The sequence below is a fragment of the Candidatus Methylomirabilota bacterium genome (assembly GCA_036005065.1).
GTDB lineage: Bacteria > Methylomirabilota > Methylomirabilia > Rokubacteriales > DASRDR01 > DASYQW01.
Map to the genome: position 1 here is coordinate 19,199 of DASYQW010000161.1, position 22,650 is coordinate 41,848.

Genomic DNA, 22,650 nt, shown 5'->3' on the forward strand with positions numbered 1-22,650 from the left:
GGAGGGTCCCTCCGCGTCACCCGAGGAGCGCCGGCAGCGGCGGAAAGGTCGCCCCGGGATGCGCGGCGACGCGCCCGAGCCACTCCGCCAGGAACTCCCAGAACGCCTCGTCCATGTCGCGGTGGTGCGTGAGGAGGCCGGTCGCCTCGTTGGCGTCCGCGCGGCCCCTCCGCCGATCGGCGAGGTGCGCCCGGAGGCCGTCCAGCGTCGCCGCGGCGCCGGCGAAGCGCTTGGCCTCGCGCCAGACGATGGGATCCGCGTGGCAGTTGAGCCTTCGGAGTTCCGGCGCGGGGTCGCCGGGGTGGCGCCGCCCGAAGGCCGAGAGCGCGCGGCAGCCGGCGCGGGAGAGTCCCTGGAGGACCGCGGGGGCGATGCGGTTCCACGGCGGCACGAAGACGGGCAGCCATCGGGCTCCGAAGGCCGCCGCGAGGTCGGCGCGCCCGGCGGTCACCTCGGCGAGGACGACCTCGGGAGGCCGGGCCGCCCCGCATTCGGCCGGGCGCACTTTGCGCTCGCCCGGCGGCGCGACGGTCTCGTGGTTCGCGTGCGCCCAGCCGTGCTGGAGGACGGCGACCGAGCCCGGCGCACCCCGGATCGCCGCGGCGACCTCGGGGATGAGCCACGCCGGCACGACGGCGAGCCCGAGCGGTATCCCGGTGCGCCCCGCCAGGGCCAGCAGCCGATCGAAGCCCGGATGGGGACGGCCGGCATCGTCGTCGCGCCACCAGAGGCTGGCCTCTCGTCCGTCCCGGTGCCAGGCGTCGAGCTCGGCCGCCAGCCTCTGCCAGGCGCCGTCGTCCCAGGCCGCACTCATCCGGGAGTATCGCCGGACGGGCTGACCTGGCGGCGGTACACGTAGTAGCGGTCGGCGTGCTCGACGGCGCCGGTGGTGTCGACCCGCAAGAGCCGCCAGCCTCGCTCGAGCGACAGATCCTGATCGCTGAGCACGACGGCGCCCGGCGTGAGCCAGGGGTGAATGTGTGCCAGCACGAATTCAGGCAGCCGCTCGTCCTCCGAATCGCCGCGGCCGACGTCCAGATGAGCCAGGATGACGCGGCCGGTGAAGCGGCAGTGGAGGGCGGTATCGGCGAGCACCGCGTCGAACTCGCCGAGGTAGAGGTGATCGGCGGGCGGTCGGGAGCGCGGGTGACAGACATCGCGCCGGTCGAAGCAGAACACCTCCCGTCCCGGGAAGCGCTCCCGGAGATGGGAGTAAGAGCGCCCGGTGCCGAGGCCGAACTCGACGAGGACGCCGTCGGCCCCGGTCAGCCAGCTCGCGGCGAGGTTGATGCTGTCCCGCTTCGCGATCGACTGGCGGATATGGGAATCCAGGCGACTCATCCGGGTCCGCCCCGCCGCGCCGCGACGACGCCGTCGACCATGCCCGCCAGGAGCGCCGCGGCGCGGGCGGCCCCACCCGTATCGAGGCGGGCCGGGGCGGGAAGGTCCGGCGCGGCGAGCGCGGCCTCCATCGCGGCGGCGAGCCGGGCCGGGCCGAGCTCCGATTCCGGGACCACCGTGAGCCGCCCGCGGGCGGCGAGGAGTCGAGCCCGGAGCGGTTGCTCGTCACCGCTTCCCTCGAAGGGCACCACGACGGCCCGGACGCCGCTCTGGAGGACGTCGAGCACGGTGTTGTATCCCGCCTGGCTGATCGAGAGCGCAGCCCCGCGCAGGAGCGCCGGGAAGTCGTCGCGGAAGCGCTCCACGACGACCCCGGGCCGGCCCGCCTGGGGCGGAAGGGCGGCCGCCTCCGCGGCGAGCTCGGCCTGGACGTCGGCGGGCAGGTAGGGCCCGGTGATGAGGCGCCAGGGCAGCGCGGCGGCCGCGGGAGCGAGGGCCCGTGCCGCCAGTGCCGCGCGGAAGAGCGGGCCCGCCACGCGCCCGCCGCCTCCCGACACCACGACTTCGCCCCGGGGTGTCGCCTCGCCGGGCGGGGCGGGGTCCGGCACCACGTACCCCGTGTAAACCAGCCGGTCGGCCAGGGCGCCGGCCAGGCCGAAGGTGCGGTCGAGCGGGATCAGATCGGGACTCCCGTGCACGAGGACGCGGTCCACCCACTGCATGATCACGGCCACGACGCTCAGCTCGTACCACGACGGGTTCTTCTTGCTCACCACGATGTCGCGCACACTGACCGCCACTCGCGGAGCCGCGTCGCCGCGTCGAGCCCGATCGGCGGCGAGCTGGAGGAGCAGGGGGCCGAGCTCGAAGGCCAGGGCGTGACGACCGAAGGGGAACAGCTCGAGCAGCACGATCGCGGGATCGTGCCGGACGAGCAGCGCCAGGAGCGCCGCGCGCCGCTCGGCGAGGTACCGCGCGTCCGGCGGGCGCCCGTCGGGCCGCGCGATGGTGCTGGCCGCCTCGTCGGCGGCGGCGAGGGGCGGAAGCGCGACGGGCTCGACGCCGCCGAGCTCGAGGCCGGGCACCGGCAGGCCGCCGGTCACGAACAGGACGTGCTCGCCGCGCTTCGCGAGCGCGCGGGCGAGGAGGGCCGCCCGCTGCACGTGGCCGAGGCCCAGCAAGTGCTGACAGTGGAGAAGGATCGGCGGTCGCGCCACGGCGCCCCGGGCGGTCACAGCGGCGTGAGCGGCTCGTTGAGTGTCACGAGCTGAAGGTGGCCATCGCCTCGCCGTCGGATGCGGTGGAGCCGGTCAGGCAGCAGGCGGAGCGGAGCCGGCGGCCTCAGGTCCCAGCCGATCGCCGCGGCGAGGAGGGCTCGGATGACGCCGCCGTGGGTGACGGCGGCCCACGTCTCGTGGCCGCGGCCGGCCGCGATCTCGTCGAGCCACGCCCGGACGCGGGCGAGAACCTCCGCCGGCGACTCCCCGCCGGGCGGTCTCGCGTCCCACCCCCCGCCCTCCGTGAGCGCGTCGATCTCGTCGAAGCTTCGCCCGTGCCACGCCCCGTAGTGCATCTCGATGAGCCGCGCGTCGCGCACCGGCTGGCTCGCGCCCAGCCGGGCGGCGGTCGCCAGGGCCCGCTGCAGCGGACTCACGGCCCAGGCGAGCCGGCCGTCCGCATGAAGCCGCGCCAGGTCGGCCGGGAGTCGCCAGCGCGCGACCTGCGCCTCGCCGTCGGCCGACAGCGGCGGGTCCGCGTGGCCCAGGATGCGCCGCTCGGCCGTCCACGTCGTGGCGGCGTGGCGGATGAGGGCCACGTGCGTCGACCTCACGCTGGGGAGCCTGCCGGCACGCGACTCCCCAGCGAAAGACGGGCGAGGCCGTCCCGGAGCCGCCGGGTCCACGCCTCCATCGTCCGCTCGGCGGCGACGAAGGCGCGAGCGGCGTGCCCCATCTCGCGGCACCGGGCCGGGTCGTCCAGGAGCTGGGCGATTCCCGCGGCATAGGCGGCGGGTGTCGCGTCGGTCAGGAGGCCGCCGCCTGGCGCCACCATGAAGTCCGGGCCGGGTCCCCGGCAGGCCACCACGGGCAGCCCGGCGGCCGCCGCCTCCAGGTAGACGAGCCCGAGGGCGTCCCCGATTCCGGGGAAGGCGAAGAGGTCCGCCCCGAGATAGACAGCCGGCAGCGCCGCGGGCTCGAGCGCGCCGAGGAGGCACACCCGGTCCGCCGGCACGGCGGCCAGGACCGCCTCCACCGCGCGGCGGGCCGGCCCGTCCCCCACGACGACGAGATGCCACCGGCGGCCGGCACTCTCGCGCGAGAGCTCGGCGAGCGCCGCGGCGAGGAGTCGGTACGAATCGAGCTTGTCCGCCTCGCGCATCATGGCGACACACAACACGAGCGGGCCCTCCGTGGCAGGGATCCGACGGGCCAGCGCCGCCCGATGCCGCGCCCGGACCGTCTCACTCGCCGCGAATCGCGCGAGGTCCACGGCCGGGGGCAAGAGCAGCAGCCGCTCGGCCGCGAACCGCGGACCCCGGATCGCCGCCAGCCGCGGCACGTCGCGCGGGCTCATGGCGAAGATGAGGTCCGCTCGCCGGACGGCGAGCCGGGCGGCGCTCACCCACGGGCGGAAGGGTGTCCGGCGGCTCGACGTCGAGAGCGCGGTGTCGACCAGGATGTACGGGAGGGCGAGGGCCGTCGCCACGGGGGGCCCGAGGAGGTCCGGGCACCGGGCGTAGTTCTGGTAGGTCATCCAGCAGCAGGGCTGCGCCGCGTGCGGCCGCCGCCGGTAGCGACGCACGAGCTGGGCCGCGACGAGGGCGGCCCGCCGCTCCAGCCGCACGGCGTCGGCGGGCTCGAAGCGGCGCCGCCAGCTCAGGAGCCGGCTCGCCAGCTCGGGCGCGAGGTCGCAGGCGGTGAGGCCCGCCATCAGCGCCCGCGCGATCTCGCGGTCGCCGGAGGCCTCGCCCTCGAACGGGTGTTTGAGCGGCGCGTAGAAGGCCGCCCGCCGCGCGTTGCTCACGGCACCGGGACGCGGGTCGACCGCACCGGGGCGTCCTCGAGCCAGGGACTCAGGAGCGCGGTGAGGCGCCCGACCCCGGCCTCGAGGTCCCAGCCCTCGGCGACCCGCCGAATGCCGGCCGCACCGAGCCGCCGGCGCGTGGCCGGATCGGCCGCGAGACGGGCGAGCGCCGAGGCCAGCGCCGCCGGGTCCTCGGGCGGCACCAGGACGCCGTTCAGGCCGTCCTCCACGATTTCGCCGACGGCCGCCGCGCGGGTGGCCACGACCGGGAGGCCCTGGGAGAGCGCCTCCACCACGACGTTGGGCAACCCGTCTCGGTCGCCGTCCGCCGCGACCCGCGGGGCGAGGACGAAGAGATCGCTCGTGCGGTAGAGCGCCCGGACGGCCGGATGGTCGAGCTGACCGAGCCAGCGGACGCGCGCCTCCAGGCCGAGGGCGCTCGTGAGGGACCGGAGGCTGGACTCGGCCGGCCCGTAGCCGACGAGCGTGAGGACCGCGTGCCCCGGCAGGCGAGCCAGGGCGCGCAGCACCAGGTCGAAGCCCTTCTTGGGCTGCAGCCGACCCACGGCGAGCAGCCGCACCGGGTCGTTCGCGTCGCGGCCGTCCCGCGGCGAGCCGAAGGTCGCCGGGGGCGCGAAGAAGGCGCGGTCGAGGCCGTGGTAGACGAGATCGACGCGCGCCTGGGGCATGAGGCGCCGGAGGTACTCCCGGTTCTCCGCGGTGCACGTCACGCAGAAGCGTGCCCCGGCGAGCTTCGCGCGGAGCTCCCAGGCCGGTCGCGTCCAGATGTCCTTGGCGTGGGCCGAGAGGCTGTAGGTGAGCCCGGCCATGGCCGCGGCGTACCGCGCCACCGAGGCCGGTGTGTGGAGGAAGTGCACGTGCATGTGGCGGGCCTCCGGCCAGAGCTCGGCGGCGAGGACTCCCGCCTGACCGAAGCGGCGCCCGCGGTTCGGTGTCGGGTCACGCGCGAGGTCGGAGAGCCAGAGGCGGAGGCTCCGGAGGTACCGCCCGGGGGCCCGTCGAAAGGCCTGCAGGTGGCCGCGCAGGACCCGCCGCGGGTCCTCGATCAGGTACTCGGGCAGGTAGAGGACCGGAGCCCGCACCTCGGCGTGGACCGGTTGGGTGATCCGGTCATAGGGGCGGCGCAGCGAGACGATCGCCAGGGCGAACCCCCGGCGCTCGAGGGCGGCCAGCTCCTGCGCGACGAAGGTCTCGGAAACCCGCGGATAGCCCTTGACCACGACGACCAGCGGAGGGCGCGGCCCGAGGGCATCCCGTCGCTCAGACGACGGCGCGGCGCCACTCCTGTCCATTCATCCGCCAGCGAGCGACCGTGGCATTGATCTGCTTGAGCCCGTTCAGCAAGCCGGGGATGCGGTGGCTGGCCGGGAGCGGCTGCTCCGGCAGATGGACGAGGGCCTCGGCGAGCGACTCGGGTGTGAGCCGATCGGGGTGGAGCATCTGGACGAGCCCGAGCTCGCGCGCCGCCTCGGCGCGGAGCAGCTGCTCGGCGCGAGGCGTGACACGGGGAACGATCAGGGTCCGCTTGTTCAGCGAGAGCACCTCGCAGAACGTGTTGTAGCCGCCCAGGCAGACCACGGCGGCCGCCTTCTCCATCAGGTTCTCGAGGTGCTCGTGGAAGGTGAGGGTCATCACCCCGGGGAGCCGCGCAGCCCGCCGCTCGAAGGCGGCTCGCTGGCGGGTCGGCAGGAACGGGCCGTAGACGACCAGCGCCCGCCAGGGCAGTCGCCCGTCGAAGCGCTCGTAGGCGGCCAGGGTCGTGTCCACGAGGTCGGCGCCGTCCCCGCCGCCTCCCGGCGTGACGAGCACGAAGGGTCCCTTGTCGAGGGCCGCCGCCACGTCGGGGGGCAGGTACGCCTCGGGCTGGGGCTCGCGCTGGAGGTACCCCGTGAAGACGGTCTTGGCCGCCACGTCCGCCGGAAGCCCGTAGGCGCTGACTGGATCGTAGATCTGAGGGAGGCCATAGACCCAGATGTGGTCGTAGAGACGTTTGAGGGCGGGCATGACGCGCTTGCGCCGCCACTCCCGGGCCAGGAGGTCCGGGTCGTCCATGATGTCGCGGAGCCCCAGCACGAGGCGACAGCCGCCCCGCCGCTTGAGCAGCCGAAGGGTCTTGGCGACCTCGCCCAGGAGGCCCAGCGGCTCCTTGTCCACCAGGAAGAGGTGCGGGTCGAAGACCTGGGCGGTGTGCTCGATGATCGAGCCCCGGAGGGCGAGGGTGTGCTCGATGTCGACGTCCAGGCTCAAGCTCGTGTATTCCCCGTTTCGAAGCTTGATGATGCCTGGAACCCGGACGAAGTCCACCCGTGCCCGGAAGCTGAAGCGCCCGATGATCGGCGAGCCGCTGAGGATGAGGACGTTGAGCTTCTTGTGATGGCCCACCAGGGCGTGCGCGATGGCCCGGCAGCGCCGCAGGTGGCCGAGTCCGAAGGAGTCGTGGCTATAAATGAGGACGCGGTAGCTGGACCCCCGCGCGGCCGGCTCCGGCCGATGGCGGCCCCCATCCTCCGGCGCTCCGGCATTCGAGCGTGATGGCATCACCCTCGCCCCGTCCTCCCTGTCCCCGCGACCCGTCGAGGGGGCCTCACGGGCCCCGAGGCGGACGACGGCCAGGGCCGACCGTCCCGCGAGGCCCCGACGGAAGCCCCCCGCATTTGCCTGCCTCCACGAGTCGTGCGGATGGTAGGATCGTATGCCGTATCACGATGGTCGACAAGCGAGCGTCCGCGCCCTCCCCAGAGGGGCGCGAGCCCGTGGCGCCGGGCCGCGAGTCTCGAGTGGGCTCGGGACCCCGCCTACTATGTCACAAACCGAAGGGCAACAGAAGAGCCTGGCCAGGGGCGGTCGTGCCCGGGTCCGGGGGCCTTTCCTGAGGAACGGAGGAGTGGTACATCTCCCCCATGGCTGAGCCTCTCCTCCGGGTCGAGGATCTGCGGACTTACATCTACCTGGATGAAGGGGTGGTCCGGGCCGTCAACGGGGTCTCCTTCACCTTGGACCGTGGTCAGACCATGGCCATCGTGGGAGAGTCGGGCTCCGGCAAGACCGTGGTCGCCCAGTCGATCCTGCGCATCCTCCCCGACCGGGCCCGGATCGAGGGGGGGCGGGTCCTCTTTTCGGCGGACGGGAGCCCCCCGCTGGACCTGGTCGGGCTTCCCGCCAACGGGAAGGCGATGCGGGAGATCCGGGGGGGGTCCATCGCCATGGTCTTCCAGGAGCCCATGACGTCCTTCTCCCCGGTCCACACGATCGGCAACCAGATCGGGGAGGCGGTGCGCCTCCACCGGGGGGCCAGCCGGGCCGAGGCGCGGGCGGTCGCCATCGAGACGCTCCGAGCCGTGGGGTTTCCGGAGCCCGAGCGGAAGGTCGACAGCTACCCCTTCGAGCTCTCCGGGGGGCTGCGCCAGCGGGCCATGATCGCCATGGCCCTGGCCTGCCGGCCGGCCCTGCTGATCGCCGACGAGCCGACCTCCGCGCTCGACGTCACGATCCAGGCCCAGATCCTGGACCTCTTGCTGGCGCTGCAGAAGGAGTCGGGGATGGGCCTCCTGCTCATCACCCATGACCCCGGCGTGGTGGCCTACGTCGCCGATCTCGTCACCGTGATGTACTGTGGCAAGATCATGGAGACGGGTCCCGTCAGCACCCTGTTCGACAATCCCCGGCACCCGTACCTCCAGGCCCTGCTCCGGAGCACGCCTCACTTCGGGATCCCCGAGGGGGAACGGCTCGAGGCGATCGCCGGGACCGTGCCCGACCCACTCTCGATGATCCGGGGCTGCCCGTTCCTCTCGCGGTGTCCCGAAGGGGAACCGGAGCTGTGTGGGCGGACGATGCCGGCGCTCACGCCCCTGGCGCCGGACCATCACGTGGCCTGCTACAAGCGGGGGTCGCCGCCGGAGGCGGAAGCGTGAGGGGGCTCGGGCCGCGGCCCGTCGCCTCTCGGCGTCCGCAGGTGTCCCGGTGACCCGGAACGGCGGCGGGCGCGCGACGGTCGAGGCGGGGCAGACCCCCGCGCGCCCTTCTTCGCCCGGGCCGCTCCTGACCGTGCATGATCTCACCAAGCACTTTGCCCTCTACCAGCCCTGGCTGCTGGGCCTCGCCCGCCGGCGGGTCGGGACGGTCAAGGCGGTGGAAGAGGTGAGTTTCGCGCTCCAGCGCGGGGAGACCCTGGGGCTGGTGGGTGAGTCCGGCTGCGGGAAGACCACGACCGCCCGGCTCATCCTGCGCGCGATCCGGCCCACCCGGGGCGAGATCCTCTTCAATCTCGACGGCAACGTGGTGCGGGTAGACCAGCTCGAGGGCAAGGCGCTGCGGGCCTTGCGCCGGCACATCCAGCTGATCTTTCAGGACCCCTTCTCCTCGCTCAATCCGCGCATGCCGGCCGGGGAGATCATCGCCGAGCCGTTGAAGCTCCATCAGGCCGGGTCCCCGGCCCAGATCACCGAGCGGGTGAAGGCGCTCATGGCGATGGTCGGGCTCGACGTCCAGTATCTCCGCCGTTACCCGCACTCCTTCTCGGGCGGCCAGCGCCAGCGGATCGGCATCGCGCGGGCGCTGGCCCTGAACCCCGAGCTGATCGTCTGCGACGAACCGGTGTCCGCCCTCGACGTGTCGATCCAGGCCCAGGTGCTGAACCTCCTCAAGGATCTCCAGGCCGAGCTCGGCCTGACCTATCTCTTCATCTCGCACAACCTCGCCGTCGTGGACTATGTGGCCGATCGCGTCGCCGTGATGTATTCGGGGCGGATCGTCGAGCTGGCCGGCAAGCGCGAGCTCTTCGCGCGCCCCCGGCATCCGTACACCGAGGCTCTGCTGGCCGCCGTCCTCCAACCCGACCCGAAGCTCCGCCCCGACCACGCGGCCCTGGGGGATGGCCAGGTGATCGAGGCCCCGGTGGAGGGGTGCCCCCTCGCCCCCCGGTGCCGCTACGCCGTCGAGCGGTGCCAGATCGAGGATCCGCCACTCCGCGAGGTCGAGCCGGATCACTGGGTCCGGTGCCATCGGGTCGACGAGATCCGGCTCGCGCCGCTCCTGAGGCGGCCCCGTCTCACGCAGGAGAAATCGGCATGATCGAGCGAAGGCTGGGGTGGTTCATCGGGCTGGTCGGAGTCGGGCTGGCCGCGGCCGCCGCGGCCGCCCCCGGGAGCGCCCCTCCCGAGCCGCCCTCCCTGGCGGCCCGCGCGGCATCGGGCGAGCTCCCGCCGCTCGCCCGGCGGCTGCCGGAGCATCCGATGGTGGTGACGACGGCGGCGGAAGCCGCCTATGGCGGCGAGCTGCGGACGCTCATCGGGACGCCCAAGGACCTGAAGCTCGCCTTCGTCTACGGCTACGCCCGCCTGGTCCGGTTCAATCACCGCTATCAGATCGTTCCCGACATCGCCGAGCGGGTCGACGTGGCGGAGGGGCGCACGTTCACGTTCCACCTGCGCAAGGGGCACCGCTGGTCGGACGGGACGCCGTTCACCAGCGCCGATTTCCAGTACTGGTGGGAGCACGTCGCCAACAACAAGGAGCTGTCCCCCGGGGGGCCGCCGGCGCTTCTCCTGGTGGATGGGGAGTTGCCGCGCGTGGAGTTCCCGGACGCGCAGACCGTGCGGTTCAGCTGGTCCAAGCCCAACAACCTCTTCCTGCTGGACCAGGCCGGCGCGGCGCCGACGATCCTCTATCGGCCGGCCCACTACCTCAAGCGGTTCCACAAGGCCTTCGCCGACGCCGAGAAGCTGGCCGCGCAGGCCAAGCAGGAGCGGCGGCGGAGCTGGGCCGGGCTCCACAACGCGCGCGACGCCCTCTACGTGATGGACAATCCCGAGCTGCCGACCCTCCAGCCGTGGAAGCCCACGGTGGCGCCGCCCGCCGAGGTGTTCCACGCCGAGCGCAACCCCTACTTCCACCGGGTCGACCAGCGCGGGCGGCAGCTCCCGTACATCGACCGCCTCAAGATGATCCTGGCCGACAAGGCGGTCATCCCGGTCAAGGCGTCCACGGGGGAAACCGACCTTCAGGCGCGCTACCTGACGTTCGACCAGTACACGTTTCTCAAGCGGAACGAGCAGCAGGCTGGCTATCGGGTGTACCTCTGGTCGACGGCCGCCAGCGCCGCCGTCGCCCTCTACCCGAACCTCACGACCGGCGACCCCGTGATGCGGAAGCTGCTCCAGGACCGGCGCTTCCGTCAGGCGCTGTCCCTGGGCATCGATCGGGAGGAGATCAACAAGATCCTCTACTACGGCTTCGGCACCATCGGCCAGAACACCGTCCTCCGGAGCCCGGCCTCCCACGAGGACACTCGCATGGCCTACGCCCGGTTCGATCCCGCCCAGGCCAACCGGCTCCTCGACGAGCTGGGGCTCAAGGGGCGCGACGCGAAGGGTTTCCGGCTGCGCCCCGACGGCCAGCGCCTGGACGTCATCGTGGAGACCGCGGGCGAGTCCACCGAGCAGACCGACGTGCTGGAGCTGGTGGCGGACACCTGGGCCCAGCTCGGCGTCGAGCTCCTGATCCGGCCGACTCAACGGGAGATTTTCCGGCGCCGGGTCTTCTCCGGCGAGGCGATGATGAGCATCAGCAACAGCGACCTGTTCGGGCTCCCCACGCCCGACATGAGCCCGAGCTGGCTGGCGCCCGTGGCCGAGGAGCAGCTCCAGTGGAGCCGCTGGGGCGTGTATTTCGAGACGAAGGGCAAGCGCGGGGAGGCTCCCGAGCTGCCGTCGGCCCGCCGGCTGGTCGAGCTGTACCGGCGGTGGCTCGTCTCGACCGAGCGCGCCGAGCGGGAGCGGGTCTGGGGCGAGATGCTCGACATCAACGCGGAAGAGGTGTTCACGATCGGGATCCTGGGGGGCACCCTCCAGCCGGTCGTCGTGGCCAACGGCCTCCGCGGCGTGCCGGAGAAGGGCATCTACGCCTGGGACCCCGGCGCCCACTTCGGGATCCACAGCCCGGACACGTTCTACTGGCAGGGGGGCCGTCCGTGACCACGCCGGTCCCGGGGTAGGCCGGCCATGCTCCGCTATCTCGTTCAGCGAGTGCTCCTGATGATTCCGACGCTCCTGGCCATCTCCATCCTCACCTTCGTGATCATCCAGCTTCCCCCGGGGAACTACCTGGACACGCTCATCAGCGAGCTGCGGTCGGCCGGCGAGACGGCGGACCTTCAGAAGATGGAGTTCCTCCGGAAGCAGTACGGCCTCGATCAGCCGGTCTGGATGCAGTACTGGATCTGGCTCCGGGGCCTCTTCCACGGCGACCTGGGCTATTCGTTCGAGTACGACCGGCCGGTCACGGCGATCATCGGGGAGCGCCTGGCCCTCACCTTCGTCGTCTCGTTCGGGGCCATCTTATTCACCTGGCTGGTCGCGTTCCCCATCGGCGTCTACTCGGCGACGCACCAGTACAGCTGGGGGGACCACGGCCTGACCTTCCTGGGCTTCCTGGGGCTGGCCACCCCCAACTTCCTACTAGCCCTCGTGCTGATGTTCGTCTCGTTCACCTGGTTCGGGGTGAGCGTGGGAGGTCTCTTCTCGCCCGACCTCCAGGAAGCCCCCTGGGGCTGGGCCAAGATCGTCGACCTGCTCGAGCACCTGTGGATCCCCGTGGTGGTGATCGGCACCGCCGGCACCGCCGGGATGATCCGTCGCCTCCGGGCCAACCTCCTCGACGAGCTCAAGAAGCAGTACGTCGTGACCGCGCGGGCCAAGGGGCTTCCGCCCGGGCGGCTGCTCGTCAAGTACCCGCTGCGCATCGCCCTGAATCCCTTCATCAGCGACATCGGCAACCTGCTGCCGGAGGTGGTCTCGGGGTCGGTCATCGTCTCGATCGTGCTGTCGCTGCCCACGACCGGCCCCATGCTGCTGCGCGCGCTCCGAACCCAGGACATGTACCTGGCCGGCTCCTTCCTCATGCTGCTGGCCTCCCTCACCGTGCTGGGGGTCTTCCTGTCGGACCTGGCGCTGGCCGCGCTGGATCCGCGGATTCGCCAGGGCGCCGAGCGCAGCCGATGAGCGTGCCGGTGGTGATCGCGGCGCCCGCCCCGGACGTGCGGACGCTGACCCCCGAGCAAGAGCGCTACTACCTCGCTTCCCAGTGGCAGCTCATCTGGTGGCGCCTCCAGAAGCATCGGCTGGCCATGGCGGCGCTCTGGTTCCTGGTGGCGTTCTACGCCATCATCCCGTTCGTCGAGTTCCTGGCGCCCTACGCGCTGCGGACGCGGCATGCGGACTACGTGTACTTCCCGCCCCAGCGGGTGCACGTCTTCCACGACGGGCGGCTGGTCGGGCCGTTCGTGTATGGCCACGTCATGACCATCAACATGGAGACCCTCAAACGGGAGTACCGTGAGGACTTCACCCGGCGCTACCGGGTCCGGCTCCTCGCCGAGGGCGAGCCCTACGCCTTCCTGGGTCTGTGGCAGGCCCGCGTGCATCTCTTCGGGTCGGAGGAGGGCGGGACGCTGTTCCTGCTCGGGACCGATCGGCTCGGGCGCGACATGCTCTCGCGAATCCTCCACGGCGCCCGGATCTCGCTCACGGTGGGACTGGTGGGGATCTCGGTGAGCTTCGTCCTGGCGCTGATCTTCGGCGGACTGTCGGGATACTACGGCGGCAAGGTGGACATCGTCATCCAGCGCCTGATCGAGGTGATCCGATCGTTCCCCGAGCTTCCGCTCTGGATGGCGCTCTCCGCCGCGCTGCCGGCCCGCCTGGAGCCGATCCTCGTCTACGTGGGCATCACGATCATCCTGGGCATCATCGACTGGACCGGGCTCGCCCGGAGCATCCGCGGCAAGCTTCTCTCCCTGCGGGAGGAGGACTTCGCCACCGCGGCGCTTCTGATGGGGGGCTCGCCGGCCTACGTGATCCGCCGGCATCTGCTGCCGGCCTTCACCAGCCATCTCATCGTCTCCGCCACGCTGAGCATCCCTCGGATGATCCTGGGGGAGACCGCCCTGAGCTTCCTGGGCCTCGGCCTGCGGTCGCCGATCACGAGCTGGGGCGTGCTTCTCACCGAGGCTCAGAACATGAACGCCGTCGCCCTCTATCCCTGGCTGATGGCGCCGGTCGTGGCCGTCGTCCTGACGGTGCTCGCCTTCAACTTCCTGGGCGACGGCCTCCGCGACGCCGCCGATCCGTACGCGTGATGGGAATCTGGCGGCGCTGCCGACGATATCCCGAGTCGACGAAGAGGGGACCCTCCCCTCCGGCTGGAGCGTAACCGGATGGAAACCAATCTCTATCGCTACATCATCCGACGGAGCCTCAGGCACCAGCTCATCCTGATCGCCATCATCTTCGTGCTGGCGTTCCTGAACCCCTGGATGTTGTCCCTGACGAAACAGATCATCAACAAGGCCATCGGGAAGGGCGACCTGGGCGCGCTGGTGTGGCTGTGCACGCTGTTCCTGGGGGCCGTGCTGGCCTCGGGGGCGCTCAAGTACGTCAAGCAGAACATGGAGGGGCTGATCTCGGAGCGGATGCTGCGGAACCTGCGGAGCGAGCTGTACGAGCGGATCCTGCGCTTCCCGCTGCCGCATTTCCGGAACACCTCGACGGGACAGCTGGTGGCCATGATCCTGGGCGAGGTGGAGGACCTCGGCAACTTCTTCGGTGAAGCCCTCTCGATCCCCGCGTTTCAGGGCTCCATGCTGATCGGCACGCTGGCGTTCATGGTGTATCAGAACCCCTGGATGGCCCTGGCCGGCATGGCGCTGTTCCCCGTCCAGGTCTGGCTGGTTCGGAAGCTCCAGCGCCGCGTCACCCAGCTCTCGCGCGAGCGGGTCCGGCTGGTGCGGGGGCTCTCCGACAAGATCCAGGAGTCGGTCGGGAGCATCCAGGAGATCTACGTCCACAACACGCTGGCCTACGAAGCCACCGGTTTCCGGGGCCAGCTCCGGCGGATCTTCAAGGTGCGGCTCCGGATCTACAACCTCAAGTACCTGGTCAAGTGGATCAACAACTTCCTGGAGAAGTTCGGGCAGTTTGTCCTCCTCCTCCTCGGGGGGTGGCTGATCATCACGCGACCGGACCTCTTCGACGTCGGCAGCCTGGTGGCCTTCCTGCAGGCCTACAACCAGCTGAACGAGCCGTGGCGGGAGCTCATCAACTACTTCCAGCAGAAGGAGAACGCGCGCGTCAAGTACGAGCAGGTCATCCTCAACTTCGACGTGCCGGGCATCCGGCCGGAGTTCCCGCTGGAGGAGCGCCTCCCGGAGCCGGTGCCGAAGCTGGCCGGCGCCTACGACGTCCGCGGCGCCACCGTGCTGCTGGACGGCTCAGTCAAGGCCCTCGACCAGATCAAGCTGGCCACGCCGCCCCACGAGCACGTGGCCATCGTGGGGACGGCCGGCAGCGGGAAGTCGACCCTGGCCCTGGTGCTGGCCAAGCTCTACGGCTACACGGGCACCGTCTTGCTCGACAACGTTGAGCTGGCCCAGATCCCCTCGGCGGTGGCCGGTCGCCAGATGGCCTACGTGGGCAGCGAGGCCCGGCTGTTCACCGGCACCGTGCTCGACAACGTGGTGTATGGCCTCCGTCACCGGCCGGGTACCGGCGACGCCCGGCCGGACTCGGACGACTGGCTCGATCTCTCTCCGCTGGGGGTGTCGGATCGGGCGGGGCTGGTGGCCGCCGTCCTCGAGTCGGCCCGGGTGGGGAGGTTGGACGACGACCTCTTCGCGCTCGGTCTCCGGTCGACCATCGATCCGGCGAAGCAGCCGGAGATCGCCGCCCGGCTCCTCACCGCCCGCCGGCTGGTGGCGGAGCGCTTCGCCCGCGAGGGGGGCGAGCCGGCCATCGAGTTCTTCGACCGGGAGCGCTTCGCGACCTACGCGTCCATCGGCGAGAACATCCTGTTCGGGCACAGCGCGGTCCCGGCCCTCGCGCTGGAGCGACTGCCCGCCAGCGAATACTTCCTGCGGGTCATTACCGAGGTCGAGCTGCGAGCGCCACTGCTGACGCTGGGCGCCGAGATCGCCAGGGAGACGGTCGAGATCTTCAAGGACATCGCGCCCGACAACGAGCTGTTCGCCAACTTCAGCTTGATCACCGCCAGCGAGCTCCCGGAGTACACCCGGCTGGTCTCGCGCCTGGACGGAGGCCCGCCGGACGGGTTGCCCGCCGAAGATCAGGAACGACTGATCGCGCTTTCCCTTCGGCTCATCCCGGCTCGCCACCGACTGGGCCGCGTCGACGAGGCGTTCATGGCCAAGATCGTCCTGGCCCGGCGGCGCTTCGCCGAGACCTTGCCGCCCATGCTGGCCGAGACCTTCGCGCCCTACGACCGCGAGCGGTATTTCGCGGACGGCACCCTGCTGGAGAACATGCTGTTCGGAAAGGTCGTGGCCACCAGCAGCCTGGCCGTCAAGCGCGTCAACGCCATCGTCGAGGAGGTGATCACCGCTCATGGCCTGCGCGACGTCGTGATGGAAGCGGGACTGGGCTATCACGTCGGGCTCTTCGGCAGCCGGCTGTCCCCCGCCCAGCGCCAGAAGGTGGCGCTGACGCGGGCCCTGCTCAAGCGGCCGCACATCCTCATCATGGACCAGGCGGTGAGCGTCCTGGAGGGGGACAAGCGCGGCGAGGTCCACCAGCGGGTCACGGCCGCCATGAAGGGGCGAACGATCATCGCCGTCGTCGACCGGCTGGACCTGGCCCGGTACTACGATCGGGTGGCGGTGCTCGACGCGGGCAAGGTCGCGGAGTTCGGGACCTACCAGGAACTCGTGACGCAGGGAAGCCTGTTCCGTCAACTCGCGGTCCAGGCCGGGGTCACGGCCTGAGGGACGACAGCGATGCAGCCGCTAGAACGAGACGTCGAGACCCTGCGCAACATCCCCCTGTTCGCCGGCCTGCCGACGGCGCGGCTCAAGCTCATCGCCTACACGGCCGAAGTCGTACGCTTCGAGCCCGGCGAGGTGATCGTGCAGCAAGGCGACGCGGCCGATGCCGTGTACATCATCGCCGAGGGCGAGGCCGAGGTGTGGCTCACCGACGCCGACAGCCACCGCCTGCTCCTGCGGACCATGGGGCCCCACAGCCTGTTCGGGGAGACGGCCGTGCTGTGCAAGCGGCGACGGACGGCCACCGTGAAGGCCAAGGATCGCGTGGTGACATTCAAGATCTCGGCCCAGCTGTTCCTCGACCTCGTGCGCCAGAGCCCGGAGATCGGGATGCAGGTGATGACGGTGCTGGCCGAGCGCCTGGAGAGCAGCACCGCCCTCTTGCAGCAGCACGACCGCCACTGAGTGAGTTTCGGAGGGGGTGTCGGAACACCCCCTCCGAGGCCTCCCCCAAGAATCGTGGCGGCGGCAAAGCCGCCGCTCGGAGCGGGACATCCAGGCCGCCGCGTGCTCGAGCGAGCGCGAGGGCCGTGCTGAGTTCAACCGGAGGCTCCGCGGTGGCGACTCCGTCGGCGGCCGCCTCTCCTGGGCCGGGTGTGGGAGGGAGCCGTGGGGACTCCCTCGCGGGATCTACGGCCGCTCGACGATATCGGTCTTCAGGGTCCCGAGGAGCGCCAGCACCTCGCCCTTTTCCTTCTCCGGCACCTTGAACTTCTCGAGGGTCGCCACCAGGTGGTTCACCGCGATGGTCCAGTCCCGCTCCGAGATCCCCGACCCGGCGTGGGAGGCTTTCATGGTGCGCCCGGTGTAGATGCAGGGCCCGCCCGTCGCCGCGCAGAGCTGGTCGACCACGTGCTGGCGGATCCGGGTCTTGGAGTCCGTGCTGAACACCTCGAAAAAGCGGCGGAGCTGGGGGTCGCCGACGAGGCGCCCGATGAACTCGTCCACCACGGCGGCGATCGCGTCGTATCCGCCCAGCCGCTTGTAGAGAGTGTCGGCGGACTGGGCCGACACGCTCGGCGCCAGGGAGGCCACCGTCAACAGAGCGACGAGGGTGAAGCCGATGCAGAGAGCACGGATCCGCATGAGCGATGCTCCTTTCCCAGCGTGACGCTGGCCCGAGTCGCCGGACCACCGGCGATCACCTCTCCTCTACGCCGCGACCCCCCCGCTCGGATTGAGAGCCGCGCCTCAGCATACGCCGGTGAACCGCTCAGTCAAGGGCTCGCCGTGTCGCCTAATGCGGTTGGACCCGCCGCCGAAGGAGTGGCTTGAGACGGGAGCCCTCTTCCCCTATGCTGACGATCGCCGGCTCCGCGAGCGCAGTCGCGCCGCGAGCCGTGTCCGAGACACGGCGATGGCCGCCGGAGGGTGCCGATGAGACGGGTTGGATTGTCGGTGGGCGCGTTCATCCTGCTGGCACTGGCTTCCCCGCTGCTGGCGGTCGGGCTGGAGGACCCGCCTGACGTCGAGGTTCCCGGCGCGGCTCCCTGCATCATTGGCGGGGACGCCTGTCTCGCGAATCTCGCGCTGGGGAACGGCGCCCGCTTGAGCTACTACCGGACATTCCCGCTGCAGCCGCTGCCGGGGACCACTTACGCCGGCATCAAACGGGCGGTGATCGTGATCCACGGGCTCAGCCGCAACGCGCCCGGCTATTTCAGCTACGTGGTCCAATCGGCCATCGTGGCGGGCAAGCTCAACGAGACGATCGTCATGGCGCCGTACTTCCGGCCCGCCGCGTCGGACGCCCGGGTGCTCTACTGGAAAGGGGACGGCTGGCGAGAAGGCGAGCTGTCCAACGACCCGGGCGGGGGCGCGCCGCGCATGACGTCCTTTCACGTCATCGACGTGCTCCTGGCGATGCTCAACCACCAGGCGCTCTTCCCCGATCTCGACGCCATCGTCATCGCGGGGCACTCGGCCGGAGGCCAGTTCACCCAGCGCTACGCGGCCACCAGCCCGGCCGCCAGCTACTTCGCGGGAAGTCGGTTCCGCTTCGTGGTCTCGAACCCGTCGTCGTACATGTACCTGGGGCCCGAGCGCTGGATCAGCGACCGCTTCCGCATCCCACCCCTGGAGGTGCGCCTGCTATGCGGCGGCTGGGACCGCTACAAGTACGGCCTCGGCGGCCGGGACGGCTACGTCGGACAGCTCCATGCCTCGGCGATCCGCCAGCAGTATCGGGTCCGCGACGTGATCTACCTGATCGGCCAGGCCGACACCGGCAACGCCGAGCTGGATCGGGGCTGCGAAGCCAACCTTCAGGGCCGCCACCGGTACCGTCGCGGAGTCATCTTCAAGGACTTCATGCAGACGTTCTACCCGGGCAACGGCCACCGGCTGCTCATCGTGCCTGGTGTCGGCCACGACGCCAATCAGATGTTCAACTCGGCGCCGGGGCGGTCCGCGCTCTTCGGCGTGCCCTGAGGGAGGGAGGCCGGCCCATGGCGCGCATCGTCCACATCGCGCTTCGCGTCCGCGATCTCGAGGCGACGACCCGCTTCTACGAGGAGGTGTTCGGCTTTCGGCGCGTCGAGGAAGGACGGGTGCGGGACCACGTCTCCCGGCACCTGAGCGACGGCACCATCGACCTGGCGCTCATCCAGTACGACGCCGGTGCGGACTCGGCGGAAGCGCGCGCGTCGGGGGTGGAGCCGTGCATCCACCATTTCGGGGTCGAGGTCGAGGACGTCGACACGACGCGGAAGCGGCTGCTAGCGGCCGGCTGCCGGATGATCAGTGAGCCCGGCGTCGTCCCCATCAAGTTCCGCGACCCGGGCGGGGTCGTGGCCGAGATCGTACCCGAGGGGCGCTACCGGACGCCCGAGTGAGTCGAGTTCGGTGGGCGCGCGGCCCTGCCGGATACGAGCTCAGGCGCTCGCGGCCGCGGCCCTCCCGGCGCGCGGCGTCCGGGGCTCGCGTACCCGGGCGAGGAGCAACGCCAGCCCCACCAGGCCGAAGACCGCCGCGGTCGCGAACACGGCCGGGAACCCGACGCGGTCCGCCAGCAGGCCGGCGGCGAGAGGCGCCCCGGCCGAGAGCGGACCCAGCGCGGTGTTGGCGAGACCCAGGTAGGTCGGCCGGGCCCGCTCGTCGGGCGCGAACTCGAGGACGATGGTCCGCGCCGAGACGTGGATGGCCGCCAGATGGATGCCGACGAGCACGAAGACCGGCCCGAACGCCTCCACCGATGGCGCCGTCAAGGCGCCGAGGTTCCCGACCATCAGCGCGGCGATGCCGAGGGCGATCACCAGGCGGTGCCCGGCCCGGTCGGCCAGCCAGCCGAGCACGAGGTTGCCCACCGTCTGGCCACCGAGGAAGAGCATCGTGAAGAGGCCGACTCTCCACTCCGGCGCGCCGAAGGCGCGCAGGGCGTACACCGTGTAGAAGCCGGTGGCCATCGCTCCCACGACCGCGAAGCCGCGCGCCGCGATGAACCAGGCGAGGTTCCGGTCGCGCCGCAGAAGCGCCGGCATCCCACGCAGGTAAACCCGGAGGGGCATGGGGACGGAGGGCGCGGCCGCGGTCGGCTCGCGCACCGAGGCCAGCGCGACGTAGGACAGTGCGAGGAAGATGCTCGCGGCAAGAAAGCAGAGTCCGTAGCTGCGAGGCGCCGGGAACGTCACCAGGATGTACGCGGTCCCGGCGCTGCCAACCAGCCCCCCCACGCTCGCCAGCAGGTTCGCCGCTCCGAAGAAGCGACCGCGGAGCTCGACCGGAATCGTCCGGCCCATGATGTCCATCCAGGCCGGCATGAGCGCCCCGCCCACCCCGCTCGCCACCAGGAGCAGGGCGAGGAAGACCCCGAGAGCCAGGCGCGGGGCCGGCTCGGCGAGGACAATCGCGAGCGCCGCCAGCGCGGGAAACGGCAGGCGCTCCCAGACCGTGTAGCGCAGGACGAACGGCAGTTTCCGCGGCAGCGTCTCGGTGTAGTGCGCGACGAACAGCGAGGGGAGGAACCAGCCCAGCATCAGCACGGCGGGGATCGCGCCGATCACCACATTGGGCGCGCCCAGGTGCGTGGCGAAGGCCGGCAGGATCGTCGTCTGGGAGGCGAACGACCAGCCGATGAGGAAGCAGGCGTAATCGAGCCCGAGGGCGAGGAAATTGTGCCGGGCGTTGGCGCCGGCCACGGCGGCCATAGCGGTTCCTCATGCTACCACGAGCGGGCCCTGGCGCGGCGGGCGCCGCCGAGCCTCGCCGGTGCCCACGGTCTGGGCAGCGCTGCCTCCGAAGGCGGCAGCTGTGAATGACGGATGGCGGGGCGCCGGCGAGGTAAGTCCTCGCCGTCACGTCGTTCGGGCATCGCGCCTCGAACGGAAGTCCGGCACAGCCCTTGCACCGCTGACCACGGCGCCATCCGCACGTTTCGGACCCCGTCGAGTATGCCGGCCGTGCCGAGTCCCGAGCGAACGGAGGAAGGAGTCCCATGGGATCCCGACAATGGGCGATGGAACACCGGAAGCGGATCGCCCTGGTGGCGCACGACAACAAGAAGCATGATCTGCTGGAATGGGCGGCCTTCAACCGAGAGCTCCTGGCTCGACACGAGCTGTACGCGACCGCCACCACCGGGACCCTCCTCCGGCAAGAGCTCGAACTCGAAGTCATCTCGCTGCAGAGCGGACCGCTCGGCGGTGACCAGCAGATCGGCGGGAAGATCGCGGAGGGCGCGGTCGACTTCTTGATCTTCTTCTGGGATCCTCTCAAACCACAGCCCCACGATCCCGATGTGAAGGCTCTCCTGCGGATCGCGGTGGTATGGAACATTCCCGTCGCGTGCAACCGAGCGTCGGCGGATTTCATGATCTCGTCGCCGCTGATGTCGGCGGGCTACCAGCGTCTTCTTCCCGACTACGGGGATCCGCATAAAGCGGTCGCCGATCCGAGTTCCTCCGGCTCTCGCTAGAAGCCTGTCGGGTGGAGCGCGGGCAGCGTGATGCCCAAACGCTGGCGTATGGGGGCCCACTCAGAGCGCGGGCTTTGCCCGCGGGCCCACCCACGGAAGCCCGAGAGGTGGGGGGAGGTTCGAGAGGGGGCCGTCGAGGCCCCCTCACTGCAAGAATTGCGGCGCGGCCCCGGACGCCGAACTGGTCCACCCGCTCGGCCGGAGGGCTGATGGCCCGGTGGCAGACCGCCTTCGATTTCGTGGTCCTGGCCGGCGCGATTTATCTCCTGCTCCGGTGGGCTCGCGACGCCCGAGCCTTCCGTGTGACGTTCGCGATCCTCGGGCTCGCGGCCGGGGCGGTCCTTGCGCGGCAGCTTGAGCTGCTGATCACGAGCTGGATCCTCGCGCTGGCGAGCCTGGCGGCCCTCGTCTTGGTACTGATCGTGCTGCAGAACGAGCTCCGTCACGCCCTGATGCGGCTCGACGTCGTCGCCTGGCTCCTGCGCCGCCGGCAGGGCACCACGGAGCGGCTGGTGCAGGTCATCAGTACGGCAGCCTTCTCCCTCGCCCAAGCGCGGCGCGGAGCCCTCATCGTGCTATCTGGCCGGGATCCTGCGGATGAGCTCGTCGACGGCGGTGTGCCGCTCGGCGGCGAGGTGTCCCAGGAGATCCTCGAGGCGATTTTCCGCAAGGTGTCTCCCGTCCACGATGGCGCCGCGATCGTCCAGGGCGAACGAATCAGTCGGGTCGCGGTCATCCTTCCCTTGACGCAACGCCGGGATGTCCCGCGGGGGTACGGGACACGGCACCGGGCCGCCTTGGGACTGGCCGAGCGCTGTGACGCAATCGTGATCGTCGTGTCCGAGGAACGCGGTACGGTGAGCCTGGCCCATGGCGGCGAGATCGCGACGATCCAGTCGCCCGAGGAGCTGGCCCAGCGCGTGCGCGAGCTGCGCGCCCCGCCGACGGCCGCGACCGGCACGCGATGGCGGCGACTCCTCCTCGCCGACTACCGCCTCAAGGCCGTCGCCTTCGGCCTGGCGGGAGTGCTGTGGACCGCGTCGTTCCTGTTGGGCGGGACTTCTATTCGCTCGGTCACGGCCGGCGTCGAGTTCCGTAACGTCCCGGCCGATCTGGAAATCGCCCAGTTGTCGGTGCAGGTCGTCCAGGTCCAGCTCCGCGGCAGCCCCTGGGTTCTGGAGTCCTTCGGCATGACGCCCCTCGTGGCTCGGTTTGACCTCGCCGGTACGCGAGAGGGCACTCTGACTCTCCGGGTGCAGCCCGGCACGCTCGGTCTGCCCCCCGGACTCGAGATCCAGCGGGTCTTCCCCCCAACCGTCACGATTCAGCTCGTTCCTCGCCGGGCGCCGCTGAGACGATGAGCACGGACCGCTACGATGCGCGCCACACGACCCCGTGGAACGACCACGGCAAGCGCCCAGGAGCGCCGTCGACTGCAGGATTTGCGGTCGCAGATGGCGGTGCGGGCGCCACGACCGTGCAATCCGCAACCGGCACGCGCGAGTAGCGCGTTTGGTAC

Annotated in this window: 20 protein-coding genes; 11 read left to right on the forward strand and 9 right to left on the reverse strand. The window is 70.9% G+C overall.

Translation table 11 applies throughout. The features are described from left to right. Nucleotides 1-16: 16 nt before the first annotated feature. The 7 genes from VGW35_11395 to VGW35_11425 are packed head-to-tail and all read right to left on the reverse strand — an operon-like array spanning nucleotide 17 to nucleotide 6,924. Nucleotides 17-814 (reverse strand): polysaccharide deacetylase family protein, encoded by a 798-nt coding sequence (locus tag VGW35_11395; protein HEV8308263.1) that lies wholly within the window; start codon nucleotides 812-814, stop codon nucleotides 17-19. Further along, nucleotides 811-1,341: a class I SAM-dependent methyltransferase gene (locus VGW35_11400; GenBank protein ID HEV8308264.1), complete on the reverse strand. Its 531-nt coding sequence runs from the start codon at nucleotides 1,339-1,341 to the stop codon at nucleotides 811-813. Before VGW35_11400 ends, VGW35_11395 begins: the two co-directional genes overlap by 4 nt. Further along, entirely contained in the window at nucleotides 1,338-2,576 is a 1,239-nt protein-coding gene (locus tag VGW35_11405; GenBank protein HEV8308265.1) for a glycosyltransferase, read from the reverse strand. Before VGW35_11405 ends, VGW35_11400 begins: the two co-directional genes overlap by 4 nt. Beyond that, nucleotides 2,573-3,172, reverse strand: coding sequence for a histidine phosphatase family protein (locus VGW35_11410; GenBank protein HEV8308266.1), 600 nt, complete (start codon nucleotides 3,170-3,172; stop codon nucleotides 2,573-2,575). The genes VGW35_11405 and VGW35_11410 overlap by 4 nt, the downstream gene beginning before the upstream one ends. Beyond that, complete coding sequence (locus VGW35_11415; protein HEV8308267.1) at nucleotides 3,169-4,365, reverse strand: glycosyltransferase family 4 protein; 1,197 nt, start codon at nucleotides 4,363-4,365, stop codon at nucleotides 3,169-3,171. Before VGW35_11415 ends, VGW35_11410 begins: the two co-directional genes overlap by 4 nt. Next, nucleotides 4,362-5,678, reverse strand: a complete 1,317-nt coding sequence (locus VGW35_11420; protein ID HEV8308268.1) for a glycosyltransferase — start codon at nucleotides 5,676-5,678, stop codon at nucleotides 4,362-4,364. The genes VGW35_11415 and VGW35_11420 overlap by 4 nt, the downstream gene beginning before the upstream one ends. Beyond that, nucleotides 5,647-6,924, reverse strand: a complete 1,278-nt coding sequence (locus VGW35_11425) for a glycosyltransferase (protein HEV8308269.1) — start codon at nucleotides 6,922-6,924, stop codon at nucleotides 5,647-5,649. Before VGW35_11425 ends, VGW35_11420 begins: the two co-directional genes overlap by 32 nt. Nucleotides 6,925-7,286: 362 nt before the next feature. Between VGW35_11425 and VGW35_11430 the strand changes: the two genes are divergently transcribed. The 7 genes from VGW35_11430 to VGW35_11460 all read left to right on the forward strand — a co-directional run bounded on the left by VGW35_11430 (nucleotide 7,287) and on the right by VGW35_11460 (nucleotide 16,624). Beyond that, nucleotides 7,287-8,300 (forward strand): ABC transporter ATP-binding protein, encoded by a 1,014-nt coding sequence (locus tag VGW35_11430; protein HEV8308270.1) that lies wholly within the window; start codon nucleotides 7,287-7,289, stop codon nucleotides 8,298-8,300. A gap of 49 nt (nucleotides 8,301-8,349) precedes the next feature. Continuing rightward, a complete protein-coding gene (locus tag VGW35_11435) occupies nucleotides 8,350-9,459 on the forward strand; it encodes an ABC transporter ATP-binding protein (protein ID HEV8308271.1) in 1,110 nt (369 codons plus the stop codon). Then, a complete protein-coding gene (locus VGW35_11440; GenBank protein HEV8308272.1) occupies nucleotides 9,456-11,360 on the forward strand; it encodes an ABC transporter substrate-binding protein in 1,905 nt (634 codons plus the stop codon). Before VGW35_11435 ends, VGW35_11440 begins: the two co-directional genes overlap by 4 nt. A 27-nt stretch (nucleotides 11,361-11,387) precedes the next feature. Next, entirely contained in the window at nucleotides 11,388-12,386 is a 999-nt protein-coding gene (locus VGW35_11445) for an ABC transporter permease (GenBank protein ID HEV8308273.1), read from the forward strand. Further along, nucleotides 12,383-13,522, forward strand: coding sequence for an ABC transporter permease (locus tag VGW35_11450; protein HEV8308274.1), 1,140 nt, complete (start codon nucleotides 12,383-12,385; stop codon nucleotides 13,520-13,522). Before VGW35_11445 ends, VGW35_11450 begins: the two co-directional genes overlap by 4 nt. A gap of 78 nt (nucleotides 13,523-13,600) precedes the next feature. Continuing rightward, complete coding sequence (locus VGW35_11455) at nucleotides 13,601-16,159, forward strand: ABC transporter transmembrane domain-containing protein (GenBank protein HEV8308275.1); 2,559 nt, start codon at nucleotides 13,601-13,603, stop codon at nucleotides 16,157-16,159. A gap of 12 nt (nucleotides 16,160-16,171) precedes the next feature. Then, nucleotides 16,172-16,624: a cyclic nucleotide-binding domain-containing protein gene (locus VGW35_11460; protein ID HEV8308276.1), complete on the forward strand. Its 453-nt coding sequence runs from the start codon at nucleotides 16,172-16,174 to the stop codon at nucleotides 16,622-16,624. 225 nt (nucleotides 16,625-16,849) lie between these two features. On the opposite strand, the gene VGW35_11465 is transcribed toward VGW35_11460, so the two are convergent. Then, nucleotides 16,850-17,305 (reverse strand): group 1 truncated hemoglobin, encoded by a 456-nt coding sequence (locus VGW35_11465; GenBank protein HEV8308277.1) that lies wholly within the window; start codon nucleotides 17,303-17,305, stop codon nucleotides 16,850-16,852. A 291-nt stretch (nucleotides 17,306-17,596) separates the two neighbouring features. Here VGW35_11465 and VGW35_11470 point away from each other — a divergent pair, with 291 nt between their 5' ends. After that, on the forward strand, nucleotides 17,597-18,649 hold the full coding sequence (locus VGW35_11470; protein HEV8308278.1) for an alpha/beta hydrolase: 1,053 nt from the start codon (nucleotides 17,597-17,599) through the stop codon (nucleotides 18,647-18,649). Nucleotides 18,650-18,666: 17 nt separating this feature from the next. After that, nucleotides 18,667-19,053: a VOC family protein gene (locus VGW35_11475; GenBank protein HEV8308279.1), complete on the forward strand. Its 387-nt coding sequence runs from the start codon at nucleotides 18,667-18,669 to the stop codon at nucleotides 19,051-19,053. Between the two features lie 39 nt (nucleotides 19,054-19,092). On the opposite strand, the gene VGW35_11480 is transcribed toward VGW35_11475, so the two are convergent. Beyond that, a complete protein-coding gene (locus VGW35_11480) occupies nucleotides 19,093-20,364 on the reverse strand; it encodes an MFS transporter (GenBank protein ID HEV8308280.1) in 1,272 nt (423 codons plus the stop codon). Between the two features lie 287 nt (nucleotides 20,365-20,651). On the opposite strand from VGW35_11480, the gene VGW35_11485 reads away from it, so the two are divergent. Together VGW35_11485 and VGW35_11490 are read left to right on the forward strand one after the other, a co-directional pair. After that, nucleotides 20,652-21,131: a methylglyoxal synthase gene (locus tag VGW35_11485; GenBank protein HEV8308281.1), complete on the forward strand. Its 480-nt coding sequence runs from the start codon at nucleotides 20,652-20,654 to the stop codon at nucleotides 21,129-21,131. A gap of 209 nt (nucleotides 21,132-21,340) precedes the next feature. Continuing rightward, nucleotides 21,341-22,492 carry a diadenylate cyclase gene (locus VGW35_11490; protein HEV8308282.1) on the forward strand — a complete coding sequence of 384 codons (1,152 nt, stop codon included), beginning with the start codon at nucleotides 21,341-21,343 and terminating at the stop codon, nucleotides 22,490-22,492. The last annotated feature ends 158 nt before the right edge of the window (nucleotides 22,493-22,650 follow it).

Excerpts from the sequence above, each read along its gene's own strand:
- VGW35_11395 (HEV8308263.1), bottom strand. The coding sequence starts at position 814 with ATGAGTGCGGCCTGGGACGACGGCGCCTGGCAGAGGCTGGCGGCCGAG.
- VGW35_11400 (HEV8308264.1), bottom strand. The coding sequence starts at position 1,341 with ATGAGTCGCCTGGATTCCCATATCCGCCAGTCGATCGCGAAGCGGGAC.
- VGW35_11420 (HEV8308268.1), bottom strand. The coding sequence starts at position 5,678 with ATGGACAGGAGTGGCGCCGCGCCGTCGTCTGAGCGACGGGATGCCCTC.
- VGW35_11425 (HEV8308269.1), bottom strand. The coding sequence starts at position 6,924 with ATGCCATCACGCTCGAATGCCGGAGCGCCGGAGGATGGGGGCCGCCAT.
- VGW35_11430 (HEV8308270.1), top strand. The coding sequence starts at position 7,287 with ATGGCTGAGCCTCTCCTCCGGGTCGAGGATCTGCGGACTTACATCTAC.
- VGW35_11440 (HEV8308272.1), top strand. The coding sequence starts at position 9,456 with ATGATCGAGCGAAGGCTGGGGTGGTTCATCGGGCTGGTCGGAGTCGGG.
- VGW35_11445 (HEV8308273.1), top strand. The coding sequence starts at position 11,388 with ATGCTCCGCTATCTCGTTCAGCGAGTGCTCCTGATGATTCCGACGCTC.
- VGW35_11450 (HEV8308274.1), top strand. The coding sequence starts at position 12,383 with ATGAGCGTGCCGGTGGTGATCGCGGCGCCCGCCCCGGACGTGCGGACG.
- VGW35_11455 (HEV8308275.1), top strand. The coding sequence starts at position 13,601 with ATGGAAACCAATCTCTATCGCTACATCATCCGACGGAGCCTCAGGCAC.
- VGW35_11460 (HEV8308276.1), top strand. The coding sequence starts at position 16,172 with ATGCAGCCGCTAGAACGAGACGTCGAGACCCTGCGCAACATCCCCCTG.
- VGW35_11465 (HEV8308277.1), bottom strand. The coding sequence starts at position 17,305 with ATGCGGATCCGTGCTCTCTGCATCGGCTTCACCCTCGTCGCTCTGTTG.
- VGW35_11470 (HEV8308278.1), top strand. The coding sequence starts at position 17,597 with ATGAGACGGGTTGGATTGTCGGTGGGCGCGTTCATCCTGCTGGCACTG.
- VGW35_11475 (HEV8308279.1), top strand. The coding sequence starts at position 18,667 with ATGGCGCGCATCGTCCACATCGCGCTTCGCGTCCGCGATCTCGAGGCG.
- VGW35_11480 (HEV8308280.1), bottom strand. The coding sequence starts at position 20,364 with ATGGCCGCCGTGGCCGGCGCCAACGCCCGGCACAATTTCCTCGCCCTC.
- VGW35_11485 (HEV8308281.1), top strand. The coding sequence starts at position 20,652 with ATGGGATCCCGACAATGGGCGATGGAACACCGGAAGCGGATCGCCCTG.
- VGW35_11490 (HEV8308282.1), top strand. The coding sequence starts at position 21,341 with ATGGCCCGGTGGCAGACCGCCTTCGATTTCGTGGTCCTGGCCGGCGCG.